General features: G+C 67.5%; 17 protein-coding genes. 5 read left to right on the forward strand and 12 right to left on the reverse strand.

Annotation, left to right across the window (positions count from 1 at the left end):
- Positions 1-16 precede the first annotated feature (16 nt).
- Genes tsaB through ACEN9K_RS15515 form a run of 4 tightly spaced genes read right to left on the reverse strand, consistent with a single transcriptional unit; the run spans position 17 to position 3,694 of the window.
- Positions 17-688, reverse strand: a complete 672-nt coding sequence (tsaB, locus tag ACEN9K_RS15500; protein WP_495634624.1) for a tRNA (adenosine(37)-N6)-threonylcarbamoyltransferase complex dimerization subunit type 1 TsaB — start codon at positions 686-688, stop codon at positions 17-19.
- Positions 682-1,296 carry a tRNA (adenosine(37)-N6)-threonylcarbamoyltransferase complex ATPase subunit type 1 TsaE gene (gene tsaE / locus ACEN9K_RS15505; RefSeq protein ID WP_495634625.1) on the reverse strand — a complete coding sequence of 205 codons (615 nt, stop codon included), beginning with the start codon at positions 1,294-1,296 and terminating at the stop codon, positions 682-684. The genes tsaB and tsaE overlap by 7 nt, the downstream gene beginning before the upstream one ends.
- Entirely contained in the window at positions 1,293-2,546 is a 1,254-nt protein-coding gene (gene alr, locus ACEN9K_RS15510) for an alanine racemase (RefSeq protein WP_488315837.1), read from the reverse strand. The genes tsaE and alr overlap by 4 nt, the downstream gene beginning before the upstream one ends.
- A 56-nt stretch (positions 2,547-2,602) precedes the next feature.
- Entirely contained in the window at positions 2,603-3,694 is a 1,092-nt protein-coding gene (locus tag ACEN9K_RS15515; RefSeq protein ID WP_268001711.1) for a PfkB family carbohydrate kinase, read from the reverse strand.
- Between the two features lie 91 nt (positions 3,695-3,785).
- On the opposite strand from ACEN9K_RS15515, the gene ACEN9K_RS15520 reads away from it, so the two are divergent.
- The 4 genes from ACEN9K_RS15520 (at position 3,786) to ACEN9K_RS15535 (ending at position 9,582) form a co-directional block, all read left to right on the forward strand.
- Complete coding sequence (locus ACEN9K_RS15520) at positions 3,786-5,213, forward strand: family 4 glycosyl hydrolase (protein WP_018769192.1); 1,428 nt, start codon at positions 3,786-3,788, stop codon at positions 5,211-5,213.
- A 76-nt stretch (positions 5,214-5,289) separates the two neighbouring features.
- Complete coding sequence (gene mshA / locus ACEN9K_RS15525; RefSeq protein WP_018769191.1) at positions 5,290-6,555, forward strand: D-inositol-3-phosphate glycosyltransferase; 1,266 nt, start codon at positions 5,290-5,292, stop codon at positions 6,553-6,555.
- 156 nt (positions 6,556-6,711) lie between these two features.
- The gene (locus ACEN9K_RS15530; protein ID WP_223992222.1) at positions 6,712-8,388 is read left to right on the forward strand and encodes a formate--tetrahydrofolate ligase; all 1,677 of its coding nucleotides are present in this window, start codon (positions 6,712-6,714) and stop codon (positions 8,386-8,388) included.
- A gap of 591 nt (positions 8,389-8,979) precedes the next feature.
- Positions 8,980-9,582 (forward strand): endonuclease domain-containing protein, encoded by a 603-nt coding sequence (locus ACEN9K_RS15535; protein ID WP_261377352.1) that lies wholly within the window; start codon positions 8,980-8,982, stop codon positions 9,580-9,582.
- A 223-nt stretch (positions 9,583-9,805) separates the two neighbouring features.
- Here the strand turns inward: ACEN9K_RS15535 and ACEN9K_RS15540 are convergent, their stop codons facing one another.
- The 8 genes from ACEN9K_RS15540 to glmS all read right to left on the reverse strand — a co-directional run bounded on the left by ACEN9K_RS15540 (position 9,806) and on the right by glmS (position 22,610).
- On the reverse strand, positions 9,806-10,891 hold the full coding sequence (locus tag ACEN9K_RS15540; RefSeq protein WP_495634626.1) for an inositol-3-phosphate synthase: 1,086 nt from the start codon (positions 10,889-10,891) through the stop codon (positions 9,806-9,808).
- A gap of 159 nt (positions 10,892-11,050) precedes the next feature.
- Positions 11,051-12,091 (reverse strand): L-glyceraldehyde 3-phosphate reductase, encoded by a 1,041-nt coding sequence (mgrA, locus tag ACEN9K_RS15545; RefSeq protein WP_018769187.1) that lies wholly within the window; start codon positions 12,089-12,091, stop codon positions 11,051-11,053.
- Positions 12,092-12,112: 21 nt separating this feature from the next.
- Positions 12,113-13,882: a malto-oligosyltrehalose trehalohydrolase gene (gene treZ / locus ACEN9K_RS15550; RefSeq protein WP_495634627.1), complete on the reverse strand. Its 1,770-nt coding sequence runs from the start codon at positions 13,880-13,882 to the stop codon at positions 12,113-12,115.
- Positions 13,879-16,206 carry a malto-oligosyltrehalose synthase gene (gene treY / locus ACEN9K_RS15555; protein WP_495634628.1) on the reverse strand — a complete coding sequence of 776 codons (2,328 nt, stop codon included), beginning with the start codon at positions 16,204-16,206 and terminating at the stop codon, positions 13,879-13,881. Before treY ends, treZ begins: the two co-directional genes overlap by 4 nt.
- Positions 16,203-18,515 (reverse strand): glycogen debranching protein GlgX, encoded by a 2,313-nt coding sequence (glgX, locus tag ACEN9K_RS15560; RefSeq protein WP_018769184.1) that lies wholly within the window; start codon positions 18,513-18,515, stop codon positions 16,203-16,205. The genes treY and glgX overlap by 4 nt, the downstream gene beginning before the upstream one ends.
- 68 nt (positions 18,516-18,583) lie before the next feature.
- Positions 18,584-20,167, reverse strand: coding sequence for an NAD(P)H-hydrate epimerase (locus tag ACEN9K_RS15565; RefSeq protein ID WP_495634629.1), 1,584 nt, complete (start codon positions 20,165-20,167; stop codon positions 18,584-18,586).
- Positions 20,168-20,182: 15 nt separating this feature from the next.
- A complete protein-coding gene (locus ACEN9K_RS15570; RefSeq protein ID WP_013601780.1) occupies positions 20,183-20,530 on the reverse strand; it encodes a holo-ACP synthase in 348 nt (115 codons plus the stop codon).
- A 187-nt stretch (positions 20,531-20,717) separates the two neighbouring features.
- Positions 20,718-22,610 (reverse strand): glutamine--fructose-6-phosphate transaminase (isomerizing), encoded by a 1,893-nt coding sequence (glmS, locus tag ACEN9K_RS15575; RefSeq protein WP_134163725.1) that lies wholly within the window; start codon positions 22,608-22,610, stop codon positions 20,718-20,720.
- A 117-nt stretch (positions 22,611-22,727) separates the two neighbouring features.
- On the opposite strand from glmS, the gene coaA reads away from it, so the two are divergent.
- Entirely contained in the window at positions 22,728-23,723 is a 996-nt protein-coding gene (gene coaA, locus ACEN9K_RS15580; protein WP_186447803.1) for a type I pantothenate kinase, read from the forward strand.
- Positions 23,724-23,728 lie beyond the last annotated feature (5 nt).

The raw sequence follows: 23,728 nt of genomic DNA on the forward strand, positions 1-23,728 counted from the left end.
GGTTCCGGGGTGGTACTCACAGTGCACGCTTCCGTGGTCCGGGTACCTGGGCATCTGATTCGCGCAGGTACAGGGGTGTGGTGTCCAGCAGGGCCTCCCCGGCAGCCAGCCGCGCCAGGGCAAACTGGCCAAGATACAGGGCGTCGGGCTGCTCCCCCGCGAACTCGGGATGGGCTTGGAGGACGTCGGCGTAGAGACCTGCGCCCGCGCCGAAGGCGGGCAGGTCCGGCAGGTCGGCGGCGAAACCAACATGGGGGCCGTCCTCCAGCAGCGGCAGCTGCCCGTCACCCAGGCTGTAGCGCGCCCAGTAGACCTCTTTCCGGCGGGCGTCGGTGGCCACCAGGAACTCCGGGACGGCGGCGGTGGATTCGGCTACCTCCAGGGCCACCGCGTCCAGGCTCATCAGGCCGTGCAGCGGCTTGCCCCAGACGAACGCCAGCGTCCGGGCGGTGGCAATGCCCGAGCGCAGCCCGGTGAAGGGGCCGGGGCCTACGCCCACCACCAGCGCATCGATGTCCTGCCCGGTGACGCCGGCTTCGGACAGCAGGGTGTGGATGCCGGGAGCGAGCACCTCGGCGTGGCTGCGGGTGTCCTCCGTGGAGAAGCTGGCCACCACGCCTTCGGGGGCTGCATCGGACACCAGCGCGGCGCTGGCCACCGCGGAAGTGTCAATTGCAAGGATCAGCATGGGGCGCTTCCTTCCGGCCCACCCAGCTCCGGCCCGCCCAGTTCGGGGGCACCCAGTTCGGGGGCAGTTGCCCAGCGCGGCCCGTAGCCGCGCATCACGATTGTGCGGGGCTCGTCGGTGTCTTCGCCGTCGAAGGTCAGGCTTCCAGCTCCACTGCCGGCGGCATCCAGCCCGATGGCACGGAGGAGGTCGATCTCCAGCCGGCTCTCGCTGAGGTGCTCCACCCGGTCCTGCCCCCACTCCACCACGGTCACGGACGAGTCCATGGTGTTTTCGAGGTCGATGTCGTCGATCTCCGCTGCGGAACCCAGCCGGTAGGCGTCCACGTGCACAAGGTCGGGGCCGCCGGGACGCGGCCCATCCGGCAGGTTCGGGTGAATCCGGACCAGCACAAAGGTGGGTGAGATGATGCCTGCGCGGACACCCAGCCCCTCGCCCAGTCCCTGGGTGAAGGTGGTTTTCCCGGCACCCAGCTCACCGGAAAGCACCAGCAGGTCCCCGGCCCGCAGCACCTCCGCCAAACGTGCGCCGAACGCGTGCGTCTGTTCCGCCGTCGTCGCCGTGAACGTCTTTTCCCAGTTGGCAGCCAACTGTCCGGCCGCGCTCATGCGGCCCCCGCCGAGCCGGGCGCGCCCACCAGGCCGTGGCCGTTGCCCGCGTGGCCGGTGCCCGCCGGCTGGTCCTCGTTGATGAAGCGGCGCGGAACACGGGGGCTGATGCGGGTCACGATTTCATAGTTGATGGTCCCCGCGGCGCGTGCCCAGTCCTCCGCGGTGGGGCCGCCGTCGGCGCCGTCCCCGAACAGTTCCGCTTCCGCACCCTGCAGGTCAGTTCCGGATGCCTCCGGCCCAAGGTCGATCACCATCTGGTCCATCGCGATCCGGCCCACCACGGGATAGGTCTTCCCTGCGACGCGGACGGGTCCACCGGTGGCGACCCGGGGGACGCCGTCGGCATAGCCCACCGGAATCAGGGCCAGCGTGCTCGCCGTCCTGGTGCGGTAATGCAGCCCGTAGGAGACACCCTGCCCCTCGGGCACGTCCTTGCACTGCGACACGAGGGTGCGCAGCGTCATGGCGGGTCGGAGTCCCAGTTCTGCTGAAGTCTGCCCGTCAAACGGCGACAGCCCATAGATGCCCAGGCCAACCCTGACCAGGTCGAAGTGGGTGTCCGGGCGGGACAGGGTGGCGGGAGTGTTGGCAAGGTGCCGGACCTCGGGATCCACGCCCGCGTCCTCGGCAATGGCCAGCGCCTCCCGGAACGCGGCCACCTGCTGGTCCGTTTCGGGCCGCTCCGGTTCGTCGGCCACGGCCAGGTGGGAGAAGATGCCAACTACGCGCAGCAGGCCCTGGTCCTGGTATTCCACGGCCTCCCCCACCAGGCGGTCCCAGGACTCGGGGGTGGCTCCGTTCCGTCCCAGCCCGGTGTCCACCTTGAGATGCACCCGTGCCGGCCGCTCCTGCTCACGGGCCGCGGCCACGATGCGTTCCAGCTCCCACCCTGAGCAGCCAATGTCGACGCCGGCGGCCACCGCGGCACCGAAGTTGCTGTCCGTGGTGTGCAGCCAGGCGAGAAGCGGCGCGTCGATGCCGGCGGCGCGCAGCGCCAGGGCCTCGGAAATGTGGGCCACGCCGAGCCAGGCCGCGCCGGCCTGCAGGGCTGCGCGGGCCACGGGGACGGCGCCGTGCCCGTATGCATCCGCCTTGACGACGGCCATGACTTTCGCGGGGGAGGCAGCGGCGGCAAGCCGGCGGACGTTGTGCCGGATGGCGTCCAGGTCGATCACGGCCGACCGCTCGTGGCGGGGGTCCGGCCCGGAGGCAGCGCTGAATTCACCGGTTGTTGCGGGGTAGGTCACCTAAGTGATTCTAGTGCGGGCACTTCGCGCCGAATAATCAGGGCCTCCAACGCCGCCTAAGCATCCGACAAGTGCGCGATGGTGGCGGCCGCCCTGCGCTGGGCTGACAGCGGCACGTCGTCGATGATGTCAGCGAGGAACCCGAAGCGCCGCAGCCACTGGCTCGTCTGCCGTTCGGGGCGGGCGTTGGCGCGTCTCCACCAGTCGGCAATGTCGCCCCAACCCGGCGCCGCCAGCGAGCCGCCCACCTCCTGCACCGCCATGGACGCGCACAGGTTGGCAAAGCGCAGCCGGTCCCCCAGCGGCCACCCGGCCAGGGTGCCCACGATGAAGGCTGCATCGAAGCAGTCGCCGGCTCCGGTGGGGTCGTGCGCCTTGACCGGAAGCGACGGGACCCATTCTTCCTCACCCGTTTCCGAGTCCACGGCCATGGCGCCCTGCGGGCCCAGGGTTACGACAGCCACCGGAACGTGGTCCGCCAGCGCGTACAAGGCGCTCCACGGATTGTCCTTGCCCGTGAACGCCATGGCCTCGCGCTGGTTGGGCAGGAAGGCGTAGAAGTACTGCAGGTTGTCGAGCCTGACGGGCGCCCATTCCCCGCTGGGGTCCCATCCAACATCGCCGAACAGCTTTACCCCGCCGGCGTGGGCTGCGTGGGCCCACGGCTCCACTTCCAGGCCCACCTCAGCGATTCCGGCGAGGGCCTTGGGCGGGTTTCCGATCAGCTCGGAATTTGTCACCGGTGCGGAGTGCCCGTGGGTCACCAGGGAGCGGTCCTGGTCCACGCAGAGGGACACGGTCACCGGGGAGTGCCAGCCCGGGACGCGTCGGGAAAGGCTGAGGTCCACGTGTTCCTGGCCGGAAAGGATCTTCCAGTTGAAGTCCCCGTACCCGTCGTCGCCGAAAGCAGCTGCCAGCCCGGTGCGCAGCCCAAGCCTGGCAGCGGCAATGGCCTGGTTGGCCACGCCGCCGGGGCAGCTGCCCATGCCGTCGCTCCAGATTTCCGTGCCGGGTTCGGGCCCGTGGGGCAGGCCGGTGAAGATGATGTCCTGGAACACGGTCCCGGCCAGCAAGAGGTCGAATCCGGGTTCGGCGGGTGAACGGACGGCAGCCAGGGGGTCGTAGGGGCGTGCTGGGATGGCGTCCATAGTGCGCAGGATACGCCGTGCCGCACCGCTGCGGTAGGGGCCTTGGTCGGGCGTGGACAGGCCGCGGGACACCCCGCCTACACTGCATGGTATGCGGCTTCTGATTGCCGGCGGCGGGGGTTTCCGGGTGCCGCTGATATACCGGGCCCTGGTGTCCGGCCGCTTTGCCGGGCTGGTCACCGAGCTGGTGCTGTACGACGTCGATCCCGCGCGCCTTGATGCCGTCACCGCCGTGCTGGAGAGCATGCCGGTGGGTGATGGTGCCCGTCTTCCGGTCCACGCCACCACCGATCCTGCCGAAGCACTGCCCGGCACCACCGTGGTGTTCGCCGCGATCCGGCCGGGCGGTACAGCGGGGCGCGTTGCGGACGAGAAGGTGGCGCAGGACCTAGGGCTGCTGGGCCAGGAGACCACGGGGGCCGGGGGAATTTCGTACGCTTTGCGGACCATTCCGCAGATGCTTGGCCTTGCCCGGCTGATGCGGGAGCACTGCCCTGACGCGTGGCTGGTCAACTTCACCAACCCTGCCGGGATGGTCACCGAGGCGCTGCTTCCCGTCCTGGGCCACCGGGTCATCGGGATCTGCGATTCTGCCGGCGGTCTGGTGCAGCGGGCGGCGGCCGCTGCCGGGGTGCAGTTGCCGGAGGGAAGGCTCGACGGCGTGGGCTACTACGGGCTGAACCACCTGGGCTGGCTGTACCGCCTGGAGTCCGGCGGCCGGGACGTGCTGCGTGGCCTTTTGGCGGATGCCGGCGCACTGCAGTCGTTCGAGGAAGGCCGCCTTTTCCCGCAGCCGTTCCTGGCCCAACTGGGCATGCTTCCCAACGAGTACCTGTATTACTACTACCAGCGCGACGCAGCCCGGCAGGCGATGCAGGCCATGGCGCAGACCCGGGGCGAGACCATCCACAGCCAGCAGCGGGAGCTCTACCCGCGGCTGGCTGCTGCCGGGCCGGACGCCTACCGGCTGTGGGAGGAGGCGCGGCGCTCCCGCGAAGAGGGCTACCTGGCCGAGGCCCGGCACGATGGCGAGCGCCGCGCCGAGGAGGACCTGGCCGGGGGCGGCTATGAGCGGGTGGCGCTGGCGGCCATGCGGGCCCTGGCCGGCCGCGGGGAGACCCAACTGGTCCTGAACACCCGGAACACGGCGGCACCCGCCGGGACACCTGAAGGCCACCCGCCCGCCTCCGCCACGGCTGCCCCGCCCGCTCCCCAGCCTGCCATTCCAGGCCTTCCCGCCGACGCCGTCGTCGAGGTTCCCTGCATGGTGACGGCCAGGGGCGCCGTGCCCCTGCCCCAGCAGGCGCCGGACGGCCCGCAGCTGCGGCTGCTCCAGCGGGTCAAAGAGGTGGAACGGCTCGTGGTCCGGGCCGCCGGCACCGGAGCCCGCGATGCGGCCCTTGAAGCCTTCGCCCGGCACCCGCTCGTGGATTCGCCGGACCTCGCCGCGAAGCTTCTGGCTGGTTATGAGCAGGCTTTCCCGGCTTTGGGGAAGATCTGGGAAGGCGGCGGGCGTTAGGGGAAGGAGTAATGTTTTATCGAATGCGCACTGAGCCGGCTCCCCTGATACCCGCCGGCGGCCGGAAGGAGGTCCCGTGGCACTGATCCGCAGGGTCGCGCTGCTCTCCCTCCACACCTCCCCCATGGAACAGCCGGGCTCCGGTGACGCCGGCGGAATGAACGTCTATATCCGCGAGCTGGCCTCCGCCCTGGCCGAGGCGGGCGTGGAAGTGGAGATCTTCACACGCGCCACCTCAGCCGACCAGCCCGCCGTCGAACATCCCGATCCCGGCGTCTGCGTGCACAATGTCCTGGCCGGGCCGCCGAAGAAGATCCCCAAAGAGGAGCTGCCGGGGTTGCTGCACGCCATGGTGGCCGAGATCGAACAGATCCGCCGCCGGCAGCCCCACGGCCGCTATGACGTCATCCATTCGCATTACTGGGTGTCCGGGATCGCCGGGCTGGAACTGTCCGAACTGTGGGGCGTGCCGCTGGTGCACACCATGCACACCATGGCCAAGGTCAAGAACCTGCTCCTTGAATCAGGCGAACAGCCGGAGCCGCGCCGGCGCGAGGTGGGCGAGCACCGCATCGTGGACGGCGCGGCGCGGCTGATCGCCAACACCAGCTCCGAGGCAGCCGAGCTCGTTTCCCACTACGGCGCCACCTACGACCGCATCGACATCGCCCCGCCCGGAGTGGACCTGGCCACCTTCACGCCGGCATTCCGGGCGCGGTCCCGGGCCCGGCACGGCATCAGCCCGGACACCTTCCATCTGGTGTTCGCCGGCCGCATCCAACGGCTGAAGGGCCCGCAGGTCCTGGTCAAGGCGGCGGCGCTGCTGCGCAAACGCCGGCCGGACATCGACCTGCGCGTCACCATCCTGGGCGCCCTGAGCGGCAACAAGGAATTCAACCTGCGCTGCCTGGTTGCGGAGGCAGGAATGGACGACGTCGTCACGCAGCTTCCGCCGGTTAAGGCACCTGAGCTGGCCTCCTGGTTCCGTGCGGCGGACGTGGTGGTGATGCCTTCCTTCAGCGAATCCTTCGGGCTGGTGGCACTCGAGGCCCAGGCCTGCGGTACGCCCGTCGTGGCCACCCGCGTCGGCGGGCTGTCCCGCGCCATCTTCCACGGCCGGACGGGGCTCCTGGTGGATGGCCACCATGCCGCCGACTGGGCCGATGCCCTCGAAGCCCTGTACGACGACCCCGCCACCCGCGAAGACCTGGGCCGCGCCGCCGCCATCCGCGCCCAGAACTCCGGCTGGCAGCGCACAGCCGCCATCACGCTGGAAAGCTACCATGCCGCCGTCGAGAATTTTGTGGGCCGGCGCCTGGCCCCGGTGGTTCCCGCATCCTGACGTTCCTGTCCTGGTTTCCTGCCCGGCTTTTCTGTCATGGGCTTTTCCTTTTCCTTCGCGGGCGCCCCGGGTGCTGTTAGCTTAGGGGCAGGCCTCCGGCGCCTGCCGGCGCCGGAATGGACTGGGCAGGATGAAGCTGCGCAGGAAAGGACAACGATGTCTGCTCTCCCTTCTGATCTCGAGATAGCCCGGGCTGCCCGGATCCGTCCCATTGCGGACATCGCGGCTGCCGCGGGGGTCAATCCGGAAGCCCTGGAACAGTACGGGCGGTTCAAGGCCAAGATCGATCCGGCCAAGCTCGATGCGCCGGCTCCCTACGGCAAGGTGGTGCTGGTCTCGGCCATGTCCCCCACGCCCGCCGGCGAGGGCAAATCCACCACCACCGTGGGATTGGCGGATTCCCTTGCCAGGGCCGGCCGGAAGGTGATGATCGCGCTGCGGGAGCCCTCGCTGGGTCCGGTCCTGGGGATGAAGGGCGGTGCCACCGGCGGCGGCTATTCACAGGTGCTGCCCATGGATGAGATCAACCTGCACTTCACCGGCGACTTCCATGCGATCACCTCCGCCAACAACGCCCTGATGGCGCTGGTGGACAACCACATCTACCAGGGCAACGCGCTCAATATCGATCCCCGCCGCATGACGTTCAAGCGTGTGCTGGACATGAACGACCGCGCCTTGCGTGAAGTGGTCATTGGCCTGGGCGGCCCTTCGCAGGGGGTGCCGCGGCAGGACGGGTTCGACATCACCGTGGCCTCCGAGGTCATGGCCGTCTTCTGCCTGGCCAAGGATCTGGCGGACCTGCGCTCCCGGCTGGGCCGGATCACCTTCGGCTACACCTACGACCGGGTACCCGTAACGGTGGCGGACCTGGGGGTGCAGGGCGCCTTGACGCTGCTCCTGAAGGAGGCGGTCAAACCCAACCTGGTCCAGACCATCGCCGGCACCCCGGCCCTGGTCCACGGCGGCCCGTTCGCCAACATCGCGCACGGCTGTAATTCGTTGATTGCCACCCAGACCGCCCGGCGGCTGGCGGACATCGTGGTCACGGAGGCCGGTTTCGGCGCGGATTTGGGGGCCGAGAAGTTCATGGACATCAAGGCCCGGTACGGGGGCCTGGCGCCGTCGGCCGTGGTGGTGGTGGCCACGGTGCGGGCGCTGAAGATGCAGGGCGGGGTGGCCAAGGACCGGCTGGCCCAGCCGGACCTGGCGGCCCTCGAAACAGGGGTGGCCAACCTGCGCCGGCACGTGCGCAACGTGGAGAAGTTCGGGGTCACCCCTGTGGTGGCGATCAACAGGTTCTCCTCCGATTCCCAGGAGGAGCTGGACTGGCTGCTGGCCTGGTGTGCTGCCGAAGGCGTGGCGGCGGCCGTGGCGGACGTGTGGGGTCGCGGCGGCGGCGGTGACGGCGGCGACGAACTGGCAGCGTTGGTCCTCCAGGCTGCGGAGGGGCCCAACAGCTTCCGGCACCTCTACGCCCTGGGACTGCCGGTGGAGGACAAGATCCGGACCATTGCCCAGGAGATCTACGGCGCCGACGGCGTGGATTTCTCGGTTCCGGCGTTGAAGCGGCTGGCCGATATCGAGCGGAACGGCTGGAGCGGGCTGCCGGTCTGCATGGCCAAGACACAGTACTCGTTCACGGACGATGCCTCCCGGCTCGGTGCCCCGAAGGGCTTCACCATCCATGTCCGGGACCTCCTGCCCAAGACAGGTGCGGGCTTCATCGTGGCGTTGACCGGCGCGGTGATGACCATGCCCGGCCTCCCCGCCGTCCCGGCAGCCCTGCGCATGGACGTGGACGCGGACGGCAACCCGGTAGGCCTCACCTGACACGCCCGCTCACCTTTGGCAGCACAACACCAAACCCCCGCTCACCTTTGGCAGCACAAAACCAAACCCCCGCTCACCTTTGGCAGCACAAAACCAAACCCCCGCTCACCTTTGGCAGCACAAAACCAAACCCCCGCTCACCCCCTTCCGCGGCGAGCGTCGGGCAAAACGGCGAACCGGCACGGCCTGTGGATAACTCAACACGGGTATCCGACATATGCATGACAATGCAGTATGCGATCCCGCCTTCCCTTGCCTGTGCATCTGGCTGGCAGACCCTTCACGCTTGAAAGCTCAAGAAGCGCCGGACTGGACCACAACCGCCTGCGTCACAACGACGTCGAACACATCAGCCGGGGCCTCTACCGCCCTGCTGCATGGGACTTCTGCCTCGAGCATGCTGCCCGCGCATTGTCGGAGGCGACGCCCGGCGCATGGATTTCCCATGTGACAGCGGCGCGCCTCCAGAGTTCGCTCCTGCCCGCTTGGTTGTCCGACTCCAGCGAACTTCACCTAAGCAAGCCCACGCTGCTTCCGGGAGCCCGCAGGAAAGGAATTCACGGCCACCGGCTCATTGTGAAGCCTGGCGAGGTGGAGTTCGTCGAGGGGATATGGATCAGCACACGGGCACGGACATGGCTGGACATGTCACGGCTACTGCCGTTGGCAGACTTGGTGGCTATGGCGGACCAACTGGTACGGCTGCCCCGGCCTGAACTGGAGGGCAGGGAGGGCGCCTACTCAACAATTGAGGAACTACGGGACATGGTTGCCCGTCATCCAAACCTTCAAGGGGTTGTGCGTGCCCGGCAGGCACTGGACTTGGCGCGGGTTGGATCGGACTCCGCGCCCGAGACCTTCCTCCGGTTGGCCATGTTTGACGCTGGTCTCCCGGAGCCAGAGCTGCAGCTGGCACTTTATCCTGGAGACCCTCGATCGCCGTCTGCCGACCTCGGATTTCGGCAGCGAAGAATTGCTATCCAGTACGACGGCGGCCATCACCTTATGGAAGCCCAGCGACTAAGCGATCGGCGCAGGGACAAGGCCTTCGAAGCGGCCGGGTGGACTGTCATCATCGTCGACAAGGCCGATCAGAAGGACAGCTTCGCTGCCGCTATCAGAAAGATCAGGCGAGCCGTGAAGAACTCTGTGGCGGATGCGACGGTGGCGTCGGGGTTCGCAAACGGGGACTAGTTGAACGGGGCTCACTTTCAGCTGGGATCGACTGAACGTTCGCCGGTGAGATGCGAGCGGGCGTCCCCAGAATAATCGTCAAAAGTGAGCGGGCGTCATAGAAAAATCCGCCAAAAGTGAGCGGGCGTCGCCAGAAGAACTGCAGGAAGTGATGGGGCGTTTTAAATGGCGGCTCTCCCCCACCCCGGAGGGTGAGGGAGCGCCGGCAACGAGGTGTGGAGTTCTAGCGCTCCACGTCGCCGCGGATGAAGGCTTCCACCTTTTCGCGGGCGAGGTCGTCGTTGAACTGCTCCGGGGGGGACTTCATGAAGTAGCTCGACGCGGACAGCAGCGGGCCGCCGATGCCACGGTCCAGGCCGATCTTCGCGGCGCGGATCGCGTCGATGATCACACCTGCGGAGTTCGGGGAATCCCAGACTTCCAGCTTGTACTCCAGCGACACGGGGGCGTCGCCAAAGTTGCGGCCCTCCAGGCGGACGAACGCCCACTTGCGGTCATCGAGCCACTGGACGTAGTCGGACGGACCGATGTGCACGTCCTTGGCAGCCAGCTCGGCCTCAACGTTGGAGGTCACGGCCTGGGTCTTGGAGATCTTCTTGGACTCCAGCCGGTCACGCTCCAGCATGTTCTTGAAGTCCATGTTGCCGCCAACGTTCAGCTGGTACGTCCGGTCCAGGGTCACGCCCCGGTCCTCGAACAGCTTCGCCATGACCCGGTGGGTGATGGTGGCGCCGATCTGGCTCTTGATGTCATCGCCCACGATCGGAACACCCGCGGCAGTGAACTTGTCCGCCCACTCCTTGGTTCCGGCAATGAAGACCGGCAGCGCGTTCACGAACGCCACGCCGGCGTCGATCGCGGCCTGCGCGTAGAACTCGGCCGCTTCCTGGGAGCCGACGGGCAGGTAGCAGACCATAACGTCAACGGCAGCGTCCTTGAGGGCCTGGACCACGTCCACGGGCTCTTCAGTGGATTCCTCGATGGTCTCAAGGTAGTACTTGCCCAGCCCGTCCAGGGTGTTGCCGCGCTGGACGGTGACACCGGTGGGCGGGACGTCGGCGATCTTGATGGTGTTGTTTTCGCTGGCCGTGATGGCGTCGGCAAGGTCAACGCCGACCTTCTTGCCGTCAACATCAAACGCGGCGACGAACTGAACGTCACCCACGTGGTACTGGCCGAACTCAACATGCATCAAGCCCGGAACAGTCTCTGCGGGATCGGCATCCTTGTAGTACTGGACGCCCTGCACCAGCGAGGCGGCGCAGTTGCCCACGCCAACGATTGCAACACGGATGGGATGTGAAGACACAGAACTCCTTTGGGGACAAACGTCAGCCGGCCGGGTTTGCTTCGCAGACGTTACGACGGCGGCCGGCTGGCTCGGCGCCGCGCGGCGCCTTTTCATACTACCCAACGCAGCGGGACCAGGCGCAGTGCACCCGGTCCCGCTGCGTAAAGAGAATCACCGTCAGGCGTTTTGCTTCCAGAGGTTGATGTCCGACTCAACCGCAAACTCGTCAATCGCGGTCAGCTCTTCATCCGAGAAGCCGAGGTTGTTGATGGAGGACAGCGTGTCCTCCAACTGCTGGACGCTGGAGGCGCCAACCAGTGCCGAGGTGACGGGCGAGCCCTTGGGCTGGTCGCGCAGGATCCAGGCGATGGCCATCTGGGCCAGGGTCTGCCCCCGGCCTTGGGCGATCTTCCGCAGTCCGCGGACCCGGTCCAGTTTCTCCTCGGTGATGGAGTCCTCCGAGAGGAAGCGCGCCTTGGCTGCCCGCGAGTCGTCAGGAATGCCGTGGAGGTATCGGTCGGTGAGCATGCCCTGCGCCAGCGGCGAGAAGGCGATGGATCCGGCGCCCACCTGGTCCAGTACCTCGTACAGGTTGGGTGAACCGTCCTCGGTCCAGCGGTTCAGCATGGAGTAGCTGGGCTGGTGGATCAGCAGCGGCGTGCCCAGTTCCTTGAGGATACGGGCGGCCTCGAGGGTCTGCTCCGGCGTATAGGAGGAAATGCCCGCGTACAGTGCCTTGCCGGAACGGACGGCGTAGTCCAGGGCACCCATGGTCTCCTCCATCGGTGTTTCCGGGTCGGGCCGGTGGCTGTAGAAGATGTCCACGTAGTCCAGTCCCATGCGCTGCAGCGACTGGTCCAGGCTGGAGATCAGGTACTTGCGCGAGCCCCATTCGCCGTAGGGACCGGGCCACATGTAGTAGCCGGCCTTGGTGGAGATGACCAGTTCGTCGCGGTAGGGCTTGAAGTCGTCCCGCAGGTGCCGGCCAAAGTTGGTCTCGGCGGACCCGTCCGGCGGCCCGTAGTTGTTGGCGAGGTCGAAGTGGTTGACGCCCAGGTCGAAGGCGCGGCGGAGGATGTCCCGCTGTTCCTCGAAGCGCTTGTCGTCGCCGAAGTTGTGCCACAGTCCCAGCGAGATGGCCGGGAGCTTCAGGCCGCTGCGGCCCACCCGGCGGTAGGGCATGGATTCGTAGCGGTCGCCTGCTGCAATGTAGGTCATCAGTTTCTCTCTTCCGTCGATTCAGGCTTTGAGGATCGCAGCGCTCCAGGGCGCCAGTTCCAAGGACCCGCCGTCCAGTGTGGTTCCGTTGTCCGTGGCCAGCAGGACGCTGCCGGCGGCCTCGTCCAGCCGGACCTTCGAGTCCGCGAAGTTCACCAGGACCTCGACGGATCCGCGCCGGAACCGCAGCCAGCCCGCGTCGTCGTCGAACTTAACTTCCGTCCCGCCGAAGCCAAGCCCCGCCGGTTCCGGATGCCCGCGCCGCAGCGCCGTCAACGCCCGGTACAGCTCCAGGAGCCGCGCGTGGTCGCCAGAGGTGGCCTCGGCCCAGTCCAGCTTGGACCGGCGGAAGGTTTCCGGGTCCTGCGGGTCAGGCACGACGGCGGGATCCCACCCCATGCGCTCGAATTCCTTGATGCGCCCTTCCGCGGTGGCCTTCCCGAGCTCCGGTTCGGGGTGGGAGGTGAAGAACTGCCATGGTGTGGTGGCGCCGTATTCCTCGCCCATGAACAGCATGGGGGTGAACGGGGAGGTCAGCGTGAGGACCGCGGCCACGGCGAGCTGCCCGTAGGACAGGGACTGCGAGAGCCTGTCCCCCGTGGCCCGGTTGCCGATCTGGTCGTGGTTCTGGTTGCAGACCACCAGTGCCGCGGGGTCCACCAGGGCGGCGTTGATGGGCCGGCCGTGGTGGCGTCCGCGGAAGCTGGAGTAGCTGCCGTCGTGCAGGAACCCGTCCTTCAGCACCTTGGCCAGCACGGCCAGGGATTTGAAGTCGGAGTAGTAGCCGGTGGTCTCGCCGCTGACGCTGACATGCACGGCATGGTGGAAGTCGTCGCTCCACTGCCCGGCCAGTCCGTACCCGTTGACGTCACGGGGGTAGAGCAGGCGCGGATTGTTGAGGTCCGATTCCGCGATGAGCGTCTTGGGCAGCCCGGTCCCGGCTGAAATCGCGTCGCCCAAAGCCCCCAGGTCCTCCAGGATGTGCACCGCGCGCTCGTCCCGCAGCGCGTGCACGGCATCGAGGCGGAGCCCGTCCACGTGGTAGTCGCGCAGCCAGAGAGCGGCGTTGTCCAGGATGTATTCGCGGACCACGTCCGAGCCGGGCCCGTCCAGGTTCACCGAGTCGCCCCAGGTGTTGGCGTCCCCCTGCTTCAGATAGGGGCCGAACCTGGGCAGATAGTTTCCGCTGGGGCCAAGGTGGTTGTAGACCACGTCCTGGATGACGCCCAGTCCGGCGGCATGGGCGGCGTCAACGAAACGCTGGTACGCGGCCGGCCCGCCGTAGCCTTCGTGCACGGTGTACCACTGGACGCCGTCGTAGCCCCAGTTATGCGTGCCGTTGAATCCGTTGACCGGCAGCAGCTCCACGAAGTCGATGCCCAGGTCCACCAGGTAGCCCAGCTTCTCCGCGGCGGCGTCCAGGGTTCCTTCGGGGGTGAAGGTGCCCACGTGGAGTTCGTAGATGACGGAACCCTGCAGGTCCTTGCCGCGCCAGCCGGAATCCTGCCATGCATAGGCGGCGGGATCGTAGGTCCGGGATTGGTCGTGCACGCCGGCGGGAAGCCGGCGGGACCTGGGATCCGGGACGGGGGCGGTGTCCCCGTCCAGCAGGTAGCCGTAGTCCACGTCGCCGTCAACGGGCGCGTCGGGGGCCGTCCACCACCCTTCCGATCCCGGCGCCGTGTCCTTCTTCTGCATGGGATATTGCCGGCCATCGGCCAGCAAAACCACCGATGAAACGTCCGGCGCCCAGACATCGAAGCGCTCAGGTCCAACGTTGACCAGGGTCATGCCTTCTCTCCATCTTCGGGTACCAGCAGGGCCACCGGGTAGGTACCCAGCACATCTGCCACCAAAACCGGGCCCGGCCCGTAGCTGGCTCCCGTAAGTTCGTCGCGCATGGCAGTGGAAAGGTCGACGGCGGTGTCCCGCCACCCGCCGCCGGCTTCCAGTCCGGCGGGGAGCCGGGTGGCAAGCGTGAGGGCGCCGGAGAAGGCATCGGTTCCGCGGGTGAATGCGAGCAGGTGCCCGGCAGCCGCGCCGGTGGCTGGGACTGGCGCGTAGCCCTGGAACAGCTCCGGCCGGTCCCGGCGCAGGCGGAGTGCCCGTGAGGTGACCAGGAGCTTGCTGGCCTCTGTGCCCGCGTCCGGCAAGGTGCCGGCGTCGAGCTTTGCCAGCTCAGCCTGCCGGGCACCAAAGTCCACCGGCCGGCGGTTGTCCGGGTCCGTCAACGAACGTTCCCAGAACTCGCTGCCCTGGTACACGTCCGGCACGCCGGGCATGGTCAGCTGGACCAGCTTGGCGGAAACCGAGTTGGCGGCGGAGAAGGAGTCGATGCGGGCCACGAAGTCCGTCACCACGTTGGCGACCTTGGCGTCGTCGAAGACTGCGTCCACGGCGGCCTTCACCGCGGCCTCGAAGTCCCCATTGGGATTGGTCCAGGTGGTGGAGTTCCCGGCCTCCCGGGCCGCCTTCTCGGCGTATCCCTGAAGCCGTTCCCGGCTTGCCGGCCAGGCACCGATGATTGCCTGCCACAGCAGGTTTTCGTACGGGCCGTCCGGGATCGGCGCCAGGCCGCGAAGGCTCTCCAGCGTTTCCGCCCACTCCTGCGGCAGCTCGGCGATGACCGAGATCCGTGCCCGGGCATCCTCGCTGCGTTTGGTGTCGTGCGTGGACAGGGTGGTCATGGACAGCGGGAGGTCCTGCTGGCGCCGCTGCATCCGCTGGTGGAATTCCTCCGGGCCCACGGCGAACTCGGTGGGTTCAGCGCCCACCTCGGTCAGGGTTCCAAGGCGGGTGTAGCGGTAGAACGCCGTATCCTCCACGCCCTTGGCCATGACCATGCCGGAGGTCTGCTGGAACCGGATGGCGATGGCGTTGGCCGGATCCAGCAGCAGCGGAAGGAGGGTTCCCACCGCCACTTCCAGGTCCGGCCGGTGGGCTGCCGCGGACTCGCATGCTTCCTTGAGGACATCGGCGCCCACGGGCAGGTACGAACGGTACACCGGGAAGGACGCGATAATCTCCGCGATGGCGTCGGCTGCCTGGTCCAGGGCGAGGCCGTAGGACTCCGGGACCAGCCGGGCCAGCCGCAGCACTTCGGAGCGCAGGATGCCGTCGGCGATCATGCGCTTGGTGCCGCGGATCATTGCGGCATAGTCCGCGGGCTCTGAGGAGCCCCGCAGCCTGGCGTCCAGTGCGTCCAGTGCCTGCTGCCCCGCGGGGTCCACAAAGACCCGGTCCACGTCCGCCAGCGCGTCGTATCCGGTGGTGCCTTCGCACGCGAACTCCTGCGGCAGCACCTCGCCCGGTTCCAGGATCTTCTCCACCAGGACGTAGGCGCCGCCGCTGAGGTCCTTCAGCCAGCGGAGATAGCCGGTGGGATCGGCGAGGCCGTCCGGGTGGTCCACGCGGAGCCCGTCCACCAGGCCCTCGGTGAACCAGCGCCCCACCTCGGCATGCGCTTCCTGGAAGACCGAGGGTTCTTCGACGCGGATTCCGGCGAGCGTGGTGACCGCGAAGAAGCGCCGGTAGTTCAGCTCGGCGTCGGCGCGGCGCCAGTCCATCAGCTGGTAGTGCTGGCGGCTGTGCACGTCCTGCGGGGAATCACCGTCGCTGTATGTGCCTTCGGCCAGGGGGAACCGGTGATCGTAGTAGCGGAGTTCGCCGTCCTTGACCTCCAGCTTGTCCAGGTCGGCGTCGGAGCCCAGCATGGGGAGCCGGACCTTTCCGCCGCCCAGGTCCCAGTCGACGTCGAAAGCTTCCGCGTAGGGTGATTCGCGGCCCTCCTTGAGCAGGGACCACCACCACGGGTTCTGGGGAGGGGATGCCACGCCCACGTGGTTGGGCACGATGTCCACCAGGACGCCCATGCCGTGCTCGCGCGCTGCCCTGGACAGGGCCAGCAGCCCTTCAGGGCCGCCGCGGTCCGGGTCCACGGCGGAGGGGTCGGTCACGTCATAGCCGTGGTCCGAACCTTTTTCCGCAGTGAGGATGGGCGAAAGGTACACCCAGTCCACGCCGAGGTCCTTCAGGTACGGGACCTGGTTGGCGGCGTCGAACAGGGTGAAGCTGCTGCGGATCTGCAAACGGTAGGTGGAGACGGGCGTCCTCATGCCTCGGTTGCCTTCGCAGCCTTGGTCTCCTCCGCCTTCGCAGCCTTGGCGTCCTCGGCTTTGGCTGCCTTGGTTTCCTCGGCCTTTGCCTCGCTCGCTTCCGCGGCCTTGGTCTGGGCCTCCACCATCTCCTCCTGGGCTTCCTCGTGCTCTACCCTGGACGCCAGTGAAGCGGCAGCGGACGTGTCCACTTCAGCTTCCGGGCCGGAGTAGGCGCGCAGCACCACCATGGACTTCGCGTCCAGGGTCAGCGTTGCCTTCGCCTTGAGCGGTTCATACGCGTCAGCCTGGGCCGCGGTGTCAATCAGGACCTCCCAGTACTGTGAGTACTCTTCGTTGGGAAGGCAGAAGTCCACGGCATCGTCGTGGGCGTTGAAGGCCATGATGAAGCTGTCGTCCGTGATGCGCCGGCCGCGTGAATCCTGTTCCTGGATGCCGTCGCCGTTGTAGAACACGCCGATGGTGCGGCCGAAGCCGCTCCCCCAGTCCTCCGGCAGCATTTCGGTGCCGTCCGTCTTGAGCCAGACGATGTCCGGCAGCTTTTCGCCTTCGCCGCGGCGCACCGGCCGGCCGTCGAAGAAGCGGCTGCGGCGGAACGTCGGGTGGTCGTGGCGGAGCTTGTTCACGAAGGCGGTGAACTCCACCAGCGGCTGGTCCATGGCTTCCCAGTGGATCCAGCTGAGCTCGGAATCCTGGCAGTAGGTGTTGTTGTTTCCCTGCTGGGTGCGGCCCAGCTCGTCGCCGTGCAGCAGCATGGGCACACCCTGGGAGAGCAGCAGCGTGGCGATGAAGTTCCGCTGCTGGCGGGCGCGCAGGGTCAGGACCTTGTCGTCGTCGGTGTCGCCTTCAACGCCGCAGTTCCAGGAGCGGTTGTGCGATTCGCCGTCGTTGTTGCCCTCGCCGTTGGCCTCGTTGTGCTTCTCGTTGTAGGAGACCAGGTCCCGCATGGTGAAACCGTCGTGGGCGGTGACGAAGTTGATTGAGGCCACCGGACGGCGGGCGGAGCTTTCGTAGAGGTCGGCGGAGCCGGTTAGCCGGGAGGCGAACTCGCCAAGCGTGGAGGGCTCGCCGCGCCAGAAGTCGCGGACGGTGTCGCGGTACTTGCCGTTCCATTCGGTCCACTGCGGCGGGAAGTTGCCCACCTGGTAGCCGCCCGGGCCCACGTCCCACGGCTCGGCGATCAGCTTCACCTGGGAAACTACCGGGTCCTGCTGGATGAGTTCGAAGAAGGTGGAGAGCTTGTCCACGTCGTAGAACTCACGGGCCAGGGTGGAGGCAAGGTCGAAGCGGAAGCCGTCCACGTGCATCTCCGTGACCCAGTAGCGCAGGGAGTCCATGAGCAGCTGCAGCGAGTGCGGGTGGCGGACGTTCAGGGAGTTGCCGGTGCCGGTGTAGTCCATGTAGTGCTTGAGGTCGTTGTCCACCAGGCGGTAGTAGGCCTGGTTGTCGATGCCCTTGAAGGACAGCGTGGGGCCCAGGTGGTTGCCTTCGGCAGTGTGGTTGTAGACGACGTCGAGGATCACTTCGATGCCGGCGCGGTGCAGGTCGCGGACCATGGCCTTGAATTCCTGGACCTGGTGCCCCACGTCGCCGGTGGCGCTGTAGGTGTTCTGCGGGGCGAAGAAGCCGATGGTGTTGTAGCCCCAGTAGTTGCTGAGCCCCTTTTCCACCAGGGTGCCGTCGTTGACGAACTGGTGGACGGGCATGAGTTCGATGGCCGTGACCCCGAGCTTCTTCATGTGCTCAATGACCGCAGGGTGGGCCACACCGGCGTAGGTGCCGCGCTGTTCGTCCGGGATTTCCGGGTGGAGCTCGGTGAGGCCCTTGACGTGGGCTTCGTAGATCACCGACTCGTGGTACGGGATCCGCAGTTGGCGGTCGCCGTCCCATTCGAAGAAGGGGTTGATGACCACGCCGTGCATGGTGTGCGGAGCGGAATCGGCGTCGTTGCGGGAGTCGGGGTCGCCGAATTCGTAGGAGAAGAGGGCCGGGTCCCAGTCGATCTGGCCCTGGATGGCCTTGGCGTAGGGATCCATCAGCAGCTTGTTCGGGTTGAAGCGGTTGCCGCTGGCGGGGTCGTAGGGACCGTGCACGCGGTAGCCGTACTTCTGGCCGGGCTGGATGTGCGGCAGGTAGCAGTGCCACACGTAGCCGTCCACCTCGGTCAGTTCGATGCGCGTTTCGGTCAGGTCATCAGCCAGGAGGCAGAGTTCGACCCGCTCGGCCCGTTCGCTGAACAGGGCGAAATTGGTGCCGGTGCCATCAAAGGTCGCTCCCAGCGGATAGGCAGTTCCAGGCCAGACTTCCATCGTGCTCCTCATTTTGTGGTCAGCAGCAGAGGGCATCGGAACGCCCCGCTGCTGGTGCGAACTAATGCCTACCGTAGTGGTTGGCTGTGACTATTACGTTTCCAGGCTCCATATTTACTAAGCATGCTGACTTTACCCCAAATTTCGGGTATGGCATTCGCGACGCCGCCTGCCGTGATCGGACCACCTGTCACCGCCTCCGACGCCGCCAGCCCTGCCCGCCCGTGCAGCGCGGCGCCCAGTGCGGCAATGGCGGCCCACCGCCCCTCCGCCGCTATGCCCACCTCACTGAAGCGGCCGACGTCGGGCCCCGCCTGGGCGAGCAGCGCACCAATGACCCCGGCCAGGACGTCCCCACTGCCTGCAGTGGCGAGCCAGGGCGTACCGTCCGCCTGGCTGAAGGTCTCTCCCCAGGGTGCCGCCACGAGTGTGGTGGCGCCTTTGAGCAGGACGGTGGCTCCCGTACGGTTGGCGGCCTGGCGTACGGCGGCGAGGGTTCCTGTTTCCACGGCTTCCCGGTCCTCCCCACCGCCCAGGCGTTGGAACAGCGACGCCAGCTCGCCGGCGTGCGGGGTCAGCACCATGTGCGGGGCGAGCATGGCCGGCAACGCGGGCAGCGCGCCGGCGTCGGCAACGACGGGAAGTCCGGACGCGATGGCATCGCGGGCACGCGTCAACTGGTCATGGTCCTGCGGGCCCATGCCCGAGCCCACCAGCCATGCCTGCACCCGGTTGTCGGCCACGCTCCCGGTGCTGCACACCACCTCAGGGCAGGACTGCCGGACGAGGTCGGCCACGGCCGGCGGACCGAGGTACCGCACCATGCCGACTCCTGCGGCCAGGGCGCCCCGGCACGCCAGGACTGCGGCGCCGGGATAGTCTTCGGATCCGGCCACCACTCCCAGCACTCCGCGGGAGTACTTTTGGGCCCGCCGTGCAGGACGGGGCAGGAGGTGGGCCAGTTCGGCATCCTCCAGCCGGCGAAGGGACGGCTGCGGCAGGTGCTCCTCGATCCCGATCGGCACCACCAGGACGCGTCCAGCATGGTCCGCGCCCGGGTCCGCCAGCAGGCCGGCCTTCGCTCCCCCGAACGTCACGGTCAGGTCAGCGGAAAGGACCGGCCCGGCTGCCTCGCCGGTATCGGCGTCCACGCCGCTCGGGAGGTCGCAGGCCACCACCAAACCGCTCCTGATGCCGTCACTGACAGCCTGGACCAGGTCTGCAGCGCTGCCCCGCAGCCCGCCTTTCGCTCCGGTCCCCAGCACGGCGTCAATGACGACGTCGGCCGCGGCAGCTTCCGCCGCCAGTCCCGGGATTGCAGATTCAGTGAGCCGGTGCACCCGGCCGCCGGCGCGCTCGAATGCCGCAAGGCCAGCCGGATGGGCGGAATCGCCGGTGAGTACCGCCGTCGTGCGCATTCCGCGGGCGGCAAGGAAGGCGGCTGCGAACAGGCCATCGCCACCGTTGTTGCCCTTGCCGGCCAGCACCACCACGCGGGCACCGCTCAGGCGGCGGCCCCGGGACTTGAGTTCCTGGACGACGGCGCCGGCCAGGCCGTGTGCGGCGCGCTGCATGAGCACGTCCCCCAGGCCGGTGGCCAGGAGGGGTTGCTCGGCGGCCCGGACCTGCGTTCCGGTGTAGGCGTTGATCATGCGGCGGCTGCCTGGTCAGCCTTCGGCCAGGACCGTTGCGGTGGCGATGCCGCCGTCGTGGCTGATGGACAGGTGCCAGCGCTTGACGCCTTTGGCCTCGGCAACCGCAAGGACGGTCCCCTTGACCTGGACGGTGGGTCCGTTGTGGTCAAGGCCGATCCAGCAGTCCTGCCAGTTCATGCCGGCGGGCGCACCGAGGACCTTGGCCACGGCTTCCTTCGCGGCGAACCTGGCTGCCAGGGAGCGGGTGTTCAGTTCCCGTTCCGCCGGCACGAACAGCCGGTCCCTCAGGCCCGGCGTCCGTTCCAGCTGGCGGCCGAACCGCTCGATGTCTACTACGTCTACCCCGATGCCAACGATCATGGGCTTCATTCTACGGGGGCGCGCCTGGCCGGAAGCGGGTGCAGGGTGCGGTTTGACCCCGGAAATTGCGGTTGTCCGCCATCAGCGCAAACACCTGGTTTTGGCACGGCAGGGTTAAGGGTGAAAGCCCCGGGCCCACTGACTGGTTCAGTGGGCCCGGGGCTTTCAGCTGTTCATTGGCTGGCTGTTACTCGACGGTGACGCTCTTGGCGAGGTTGCGGGGCTGGTCCACGTCGTAGCCCTTGGCTGCCGCGAGTTCCGCGGCGAAGATCTGCAGCGGGACGGTGGTCAGCAGGGGCATGAGCAGGGTGGGGGTTTCGGGGACGTAGAAGACGTACTCGGCGTAGGCCTTGACGGCTTCGTCGCCTTCCTCGGCGATGACCAGGGTGCGGGCGCCGCGGGCGCGGACTTCCTGGATGTTGGAGACCACCTTGGCGTGCAGCGAGTCGCGGCCGCGCGGGGACGGGACCACCACGAACACCGGCTGGCCTTCATCGATCAGGGCGATGGGGCCGTGCTTGAGCTCACCGGCCGCGAAGCCCTCCGCGTGGATGTACGCGATTTCCTTGAGCTTCAGCGCGCCCTCGAGGGCCACCGGGTAGCCCACGTGGCGGCCCAGGAACAGCACGGACTTCTCGTTCGCCATGCTGCGGGCCAGTTCGCGCAGCGGCCCGGCGTTGTCCAGGATGGTCTGGATCTTCGCGGGGATCTTGTTCAGGTCCGCGAGGACGTCCTTGATCTGGCCGGAGAAGATGTTGCCGCGCAGCTGGGCGAGGTACAGGCCCAGCAGGTAGGCGGCGGTGATCTGCGCCAGGAACGCCTTGGTGGACGCCACCGCGATTTCCGGGCCGGCGTGCGTGTACAGCACGGCGTCGGATTCGCGCGGGATGGTGGAGCCGTTGGTGTTGCAGATGGAGATGGTCTTGGCGCCCTGTTCGCGGGCGTACCGGACTGCCATCAGCGTGTCCATGGTCTCGCCGGACTGGCTGATGGAGACCACCAGGGTGTTCTGGTCCAGGATCGGGTCCCGGTAGCGGAACTCGTGTGCCAGCTCCACTTCCGTGGGGATCCGGCACCAGTTCTCGATGGCGTACTTGGCCACCATGCCCGCGTAGGCGGCGGTGCCGCAGGCCAGCACGATGATCTTGTTGACCTGCTTCAGCAGTTCCGGATCAATCCGCAGCTCGTCCAGGGTCAGCTTGCCCTTGATGTCCGAACGTCCCAGCAGGGTCTGCGCCACGGCGTCGGGCTGGTCGTGGATTTCCTTCTCCATGAAGGAGGAGAAGCCGCCCTTTTCCGCGGAGGCCGGGTCCCAGTCCACGTGGTATTCCTTGCCCTGGGCCGGGTTGCCGTAGAAATCGGTGATCTCCACCGTGTCCGCGGTGATGGTCACGATCTGGTCCTGGCCCAGCTCCACCGCGCGGCGGGTGTAGTCGATGAACCCTGACACGTCCGAGCCCAGGAAGTTCTCCCCCTCGCCCAGGCCCACCACCAGCGGTGAGTTGCGGCGGGCGGCCACGACGACGTCGGGCTGGTCCGCGTGCACGGCCAGCAGGGTGAAGGCGCCCTCCAGGCGCTGGCAGGCCAGCTCCATGGCGCGGGTCAGGCCACCGTTCGCGGTGTCCCCGCCCAGCTTGTTCCGGAGGATGTCGGCCAGCAGCGCGGCAGCGACCTCAGTGTCCGTCTCGGACAGGAACGTGACGCCCTTTTCAAGCAGCTCGAGCTTGAGCTCGGCGAAGTTTTCGATGATGCCGTTGTGGATCACGGCCAGCTTGCCGCCGTCAGCCAGGTGCGGGTGCGCGTTGCGGTCCGTCGGGCCGCCGTGCGTGGCCCAGCGGGTGTGTCCGATCCCGGTCACCGTCTCAGGCAACGGGCGGGCCTCCAGCTCGGCAATCAGGTTGCTCAGCTTTCCGGACTTCTTCCGCGACTCAATGGCGCCCTTGGACACCACTGCCACGCCGGCAGAGTCATAACCGCGGTACTCCAGGCGGCGCAGTCCTTCAAGGACAACATCCAGGGCACTGTGACCGTTAATTGCACCGTCAACCGGACGGCCTACGTATCCCACGATTCCACACATAGGCACAAGACTATCGGCAGCGTGCCTGTTGCTCTAAACCGGCGGCCCACCCGGCGGGGCTTTAACGGGGGCCTGCGTGACGGGCTCCGCCGCGCTGAGCAGGGCGCTCATTTCGTGATGGGCCGGGCGCGGGGCAGAATCTTTAGCGTGACTTCGCAACGCAATGAAGCGAACGGGGAGGGTGCCTCGCCGTTCGTGGAGCTGGACCGGCAAACCTGGTCCCGGCTCGCAGCCCAGATGGAACAGCCCCTTAATGAAGAGGATGTGCTGCGCCTTCGCGGGCTCGGTGACCCCCTGGACATCAATGAAGTCAGGGATGTCTACCTGCCGCTGTCACGGCTGCTGCACCTGTACGTTGAGGCGGCGGGGCAGCTGCACGCGGCCACTACCACGTTCCTGGGCGAGCAGACCCAGCGCACCCCGTTCGTGATCGGCGTGGCCGGTTCGGTTGCCGTGGGCAAGTCCACCATCGCCCGCGTGCTGCGTGAGATGCTCCGCCGCTGGCCGGGCACCCCCAACGTGGAGCTCATCACCACCGATGGCTTCCTCTACCCCCTGGCCGAACTCAAGCGCCGGCAGCTGCTGGACCGGAAGGGCTTCCCGGAGTCCTACGACCGGCGGGCGCTGCTGCGCTTCGTGAGCGAGATCAAGGGCGGCGCCGAGGAAGTGCGCGCGCCCTGGTACTCCCACGTCACGTACGACATCGTGCCCGGCAAGGAAGTGGTGGTCCGCCGTCCTGACGTGCTCATCGTGGAGGGCCTGAACGTCCTGGCTCCGGCACGGCCCCGGCATGACGGCCGCCAGGGGCTGGCACTGAGCGACTTCTTTGACTTCTCCATCTACGTCGATGCCAAGACCTCCTACATCGAGGAGTGGTACGTGGACCGGTTCCGGAAGCTGCGCAGCACCGCGTTCGCACAGCCGGAGTCCTACTTCCACCGCTACGCCACGCTGTCCGACGAGGAAGCCGAAACCACGGCCCGCGACATCTGGAAGCGGATCAACGAACCCAACCTGGAGGAGAATGTCCTTCCCACGCGGGGGCGGGCGCAGCTGGTGCTGACCAAAGAAGCGGACCACTCCATTCGCCGCATGCTCCTCCGGAAGGTGTAGCACAG

The sequence above is a fragment of the Pseudarthrobacter sp. Pseusp20 genome (assembly GCF_059492155.1).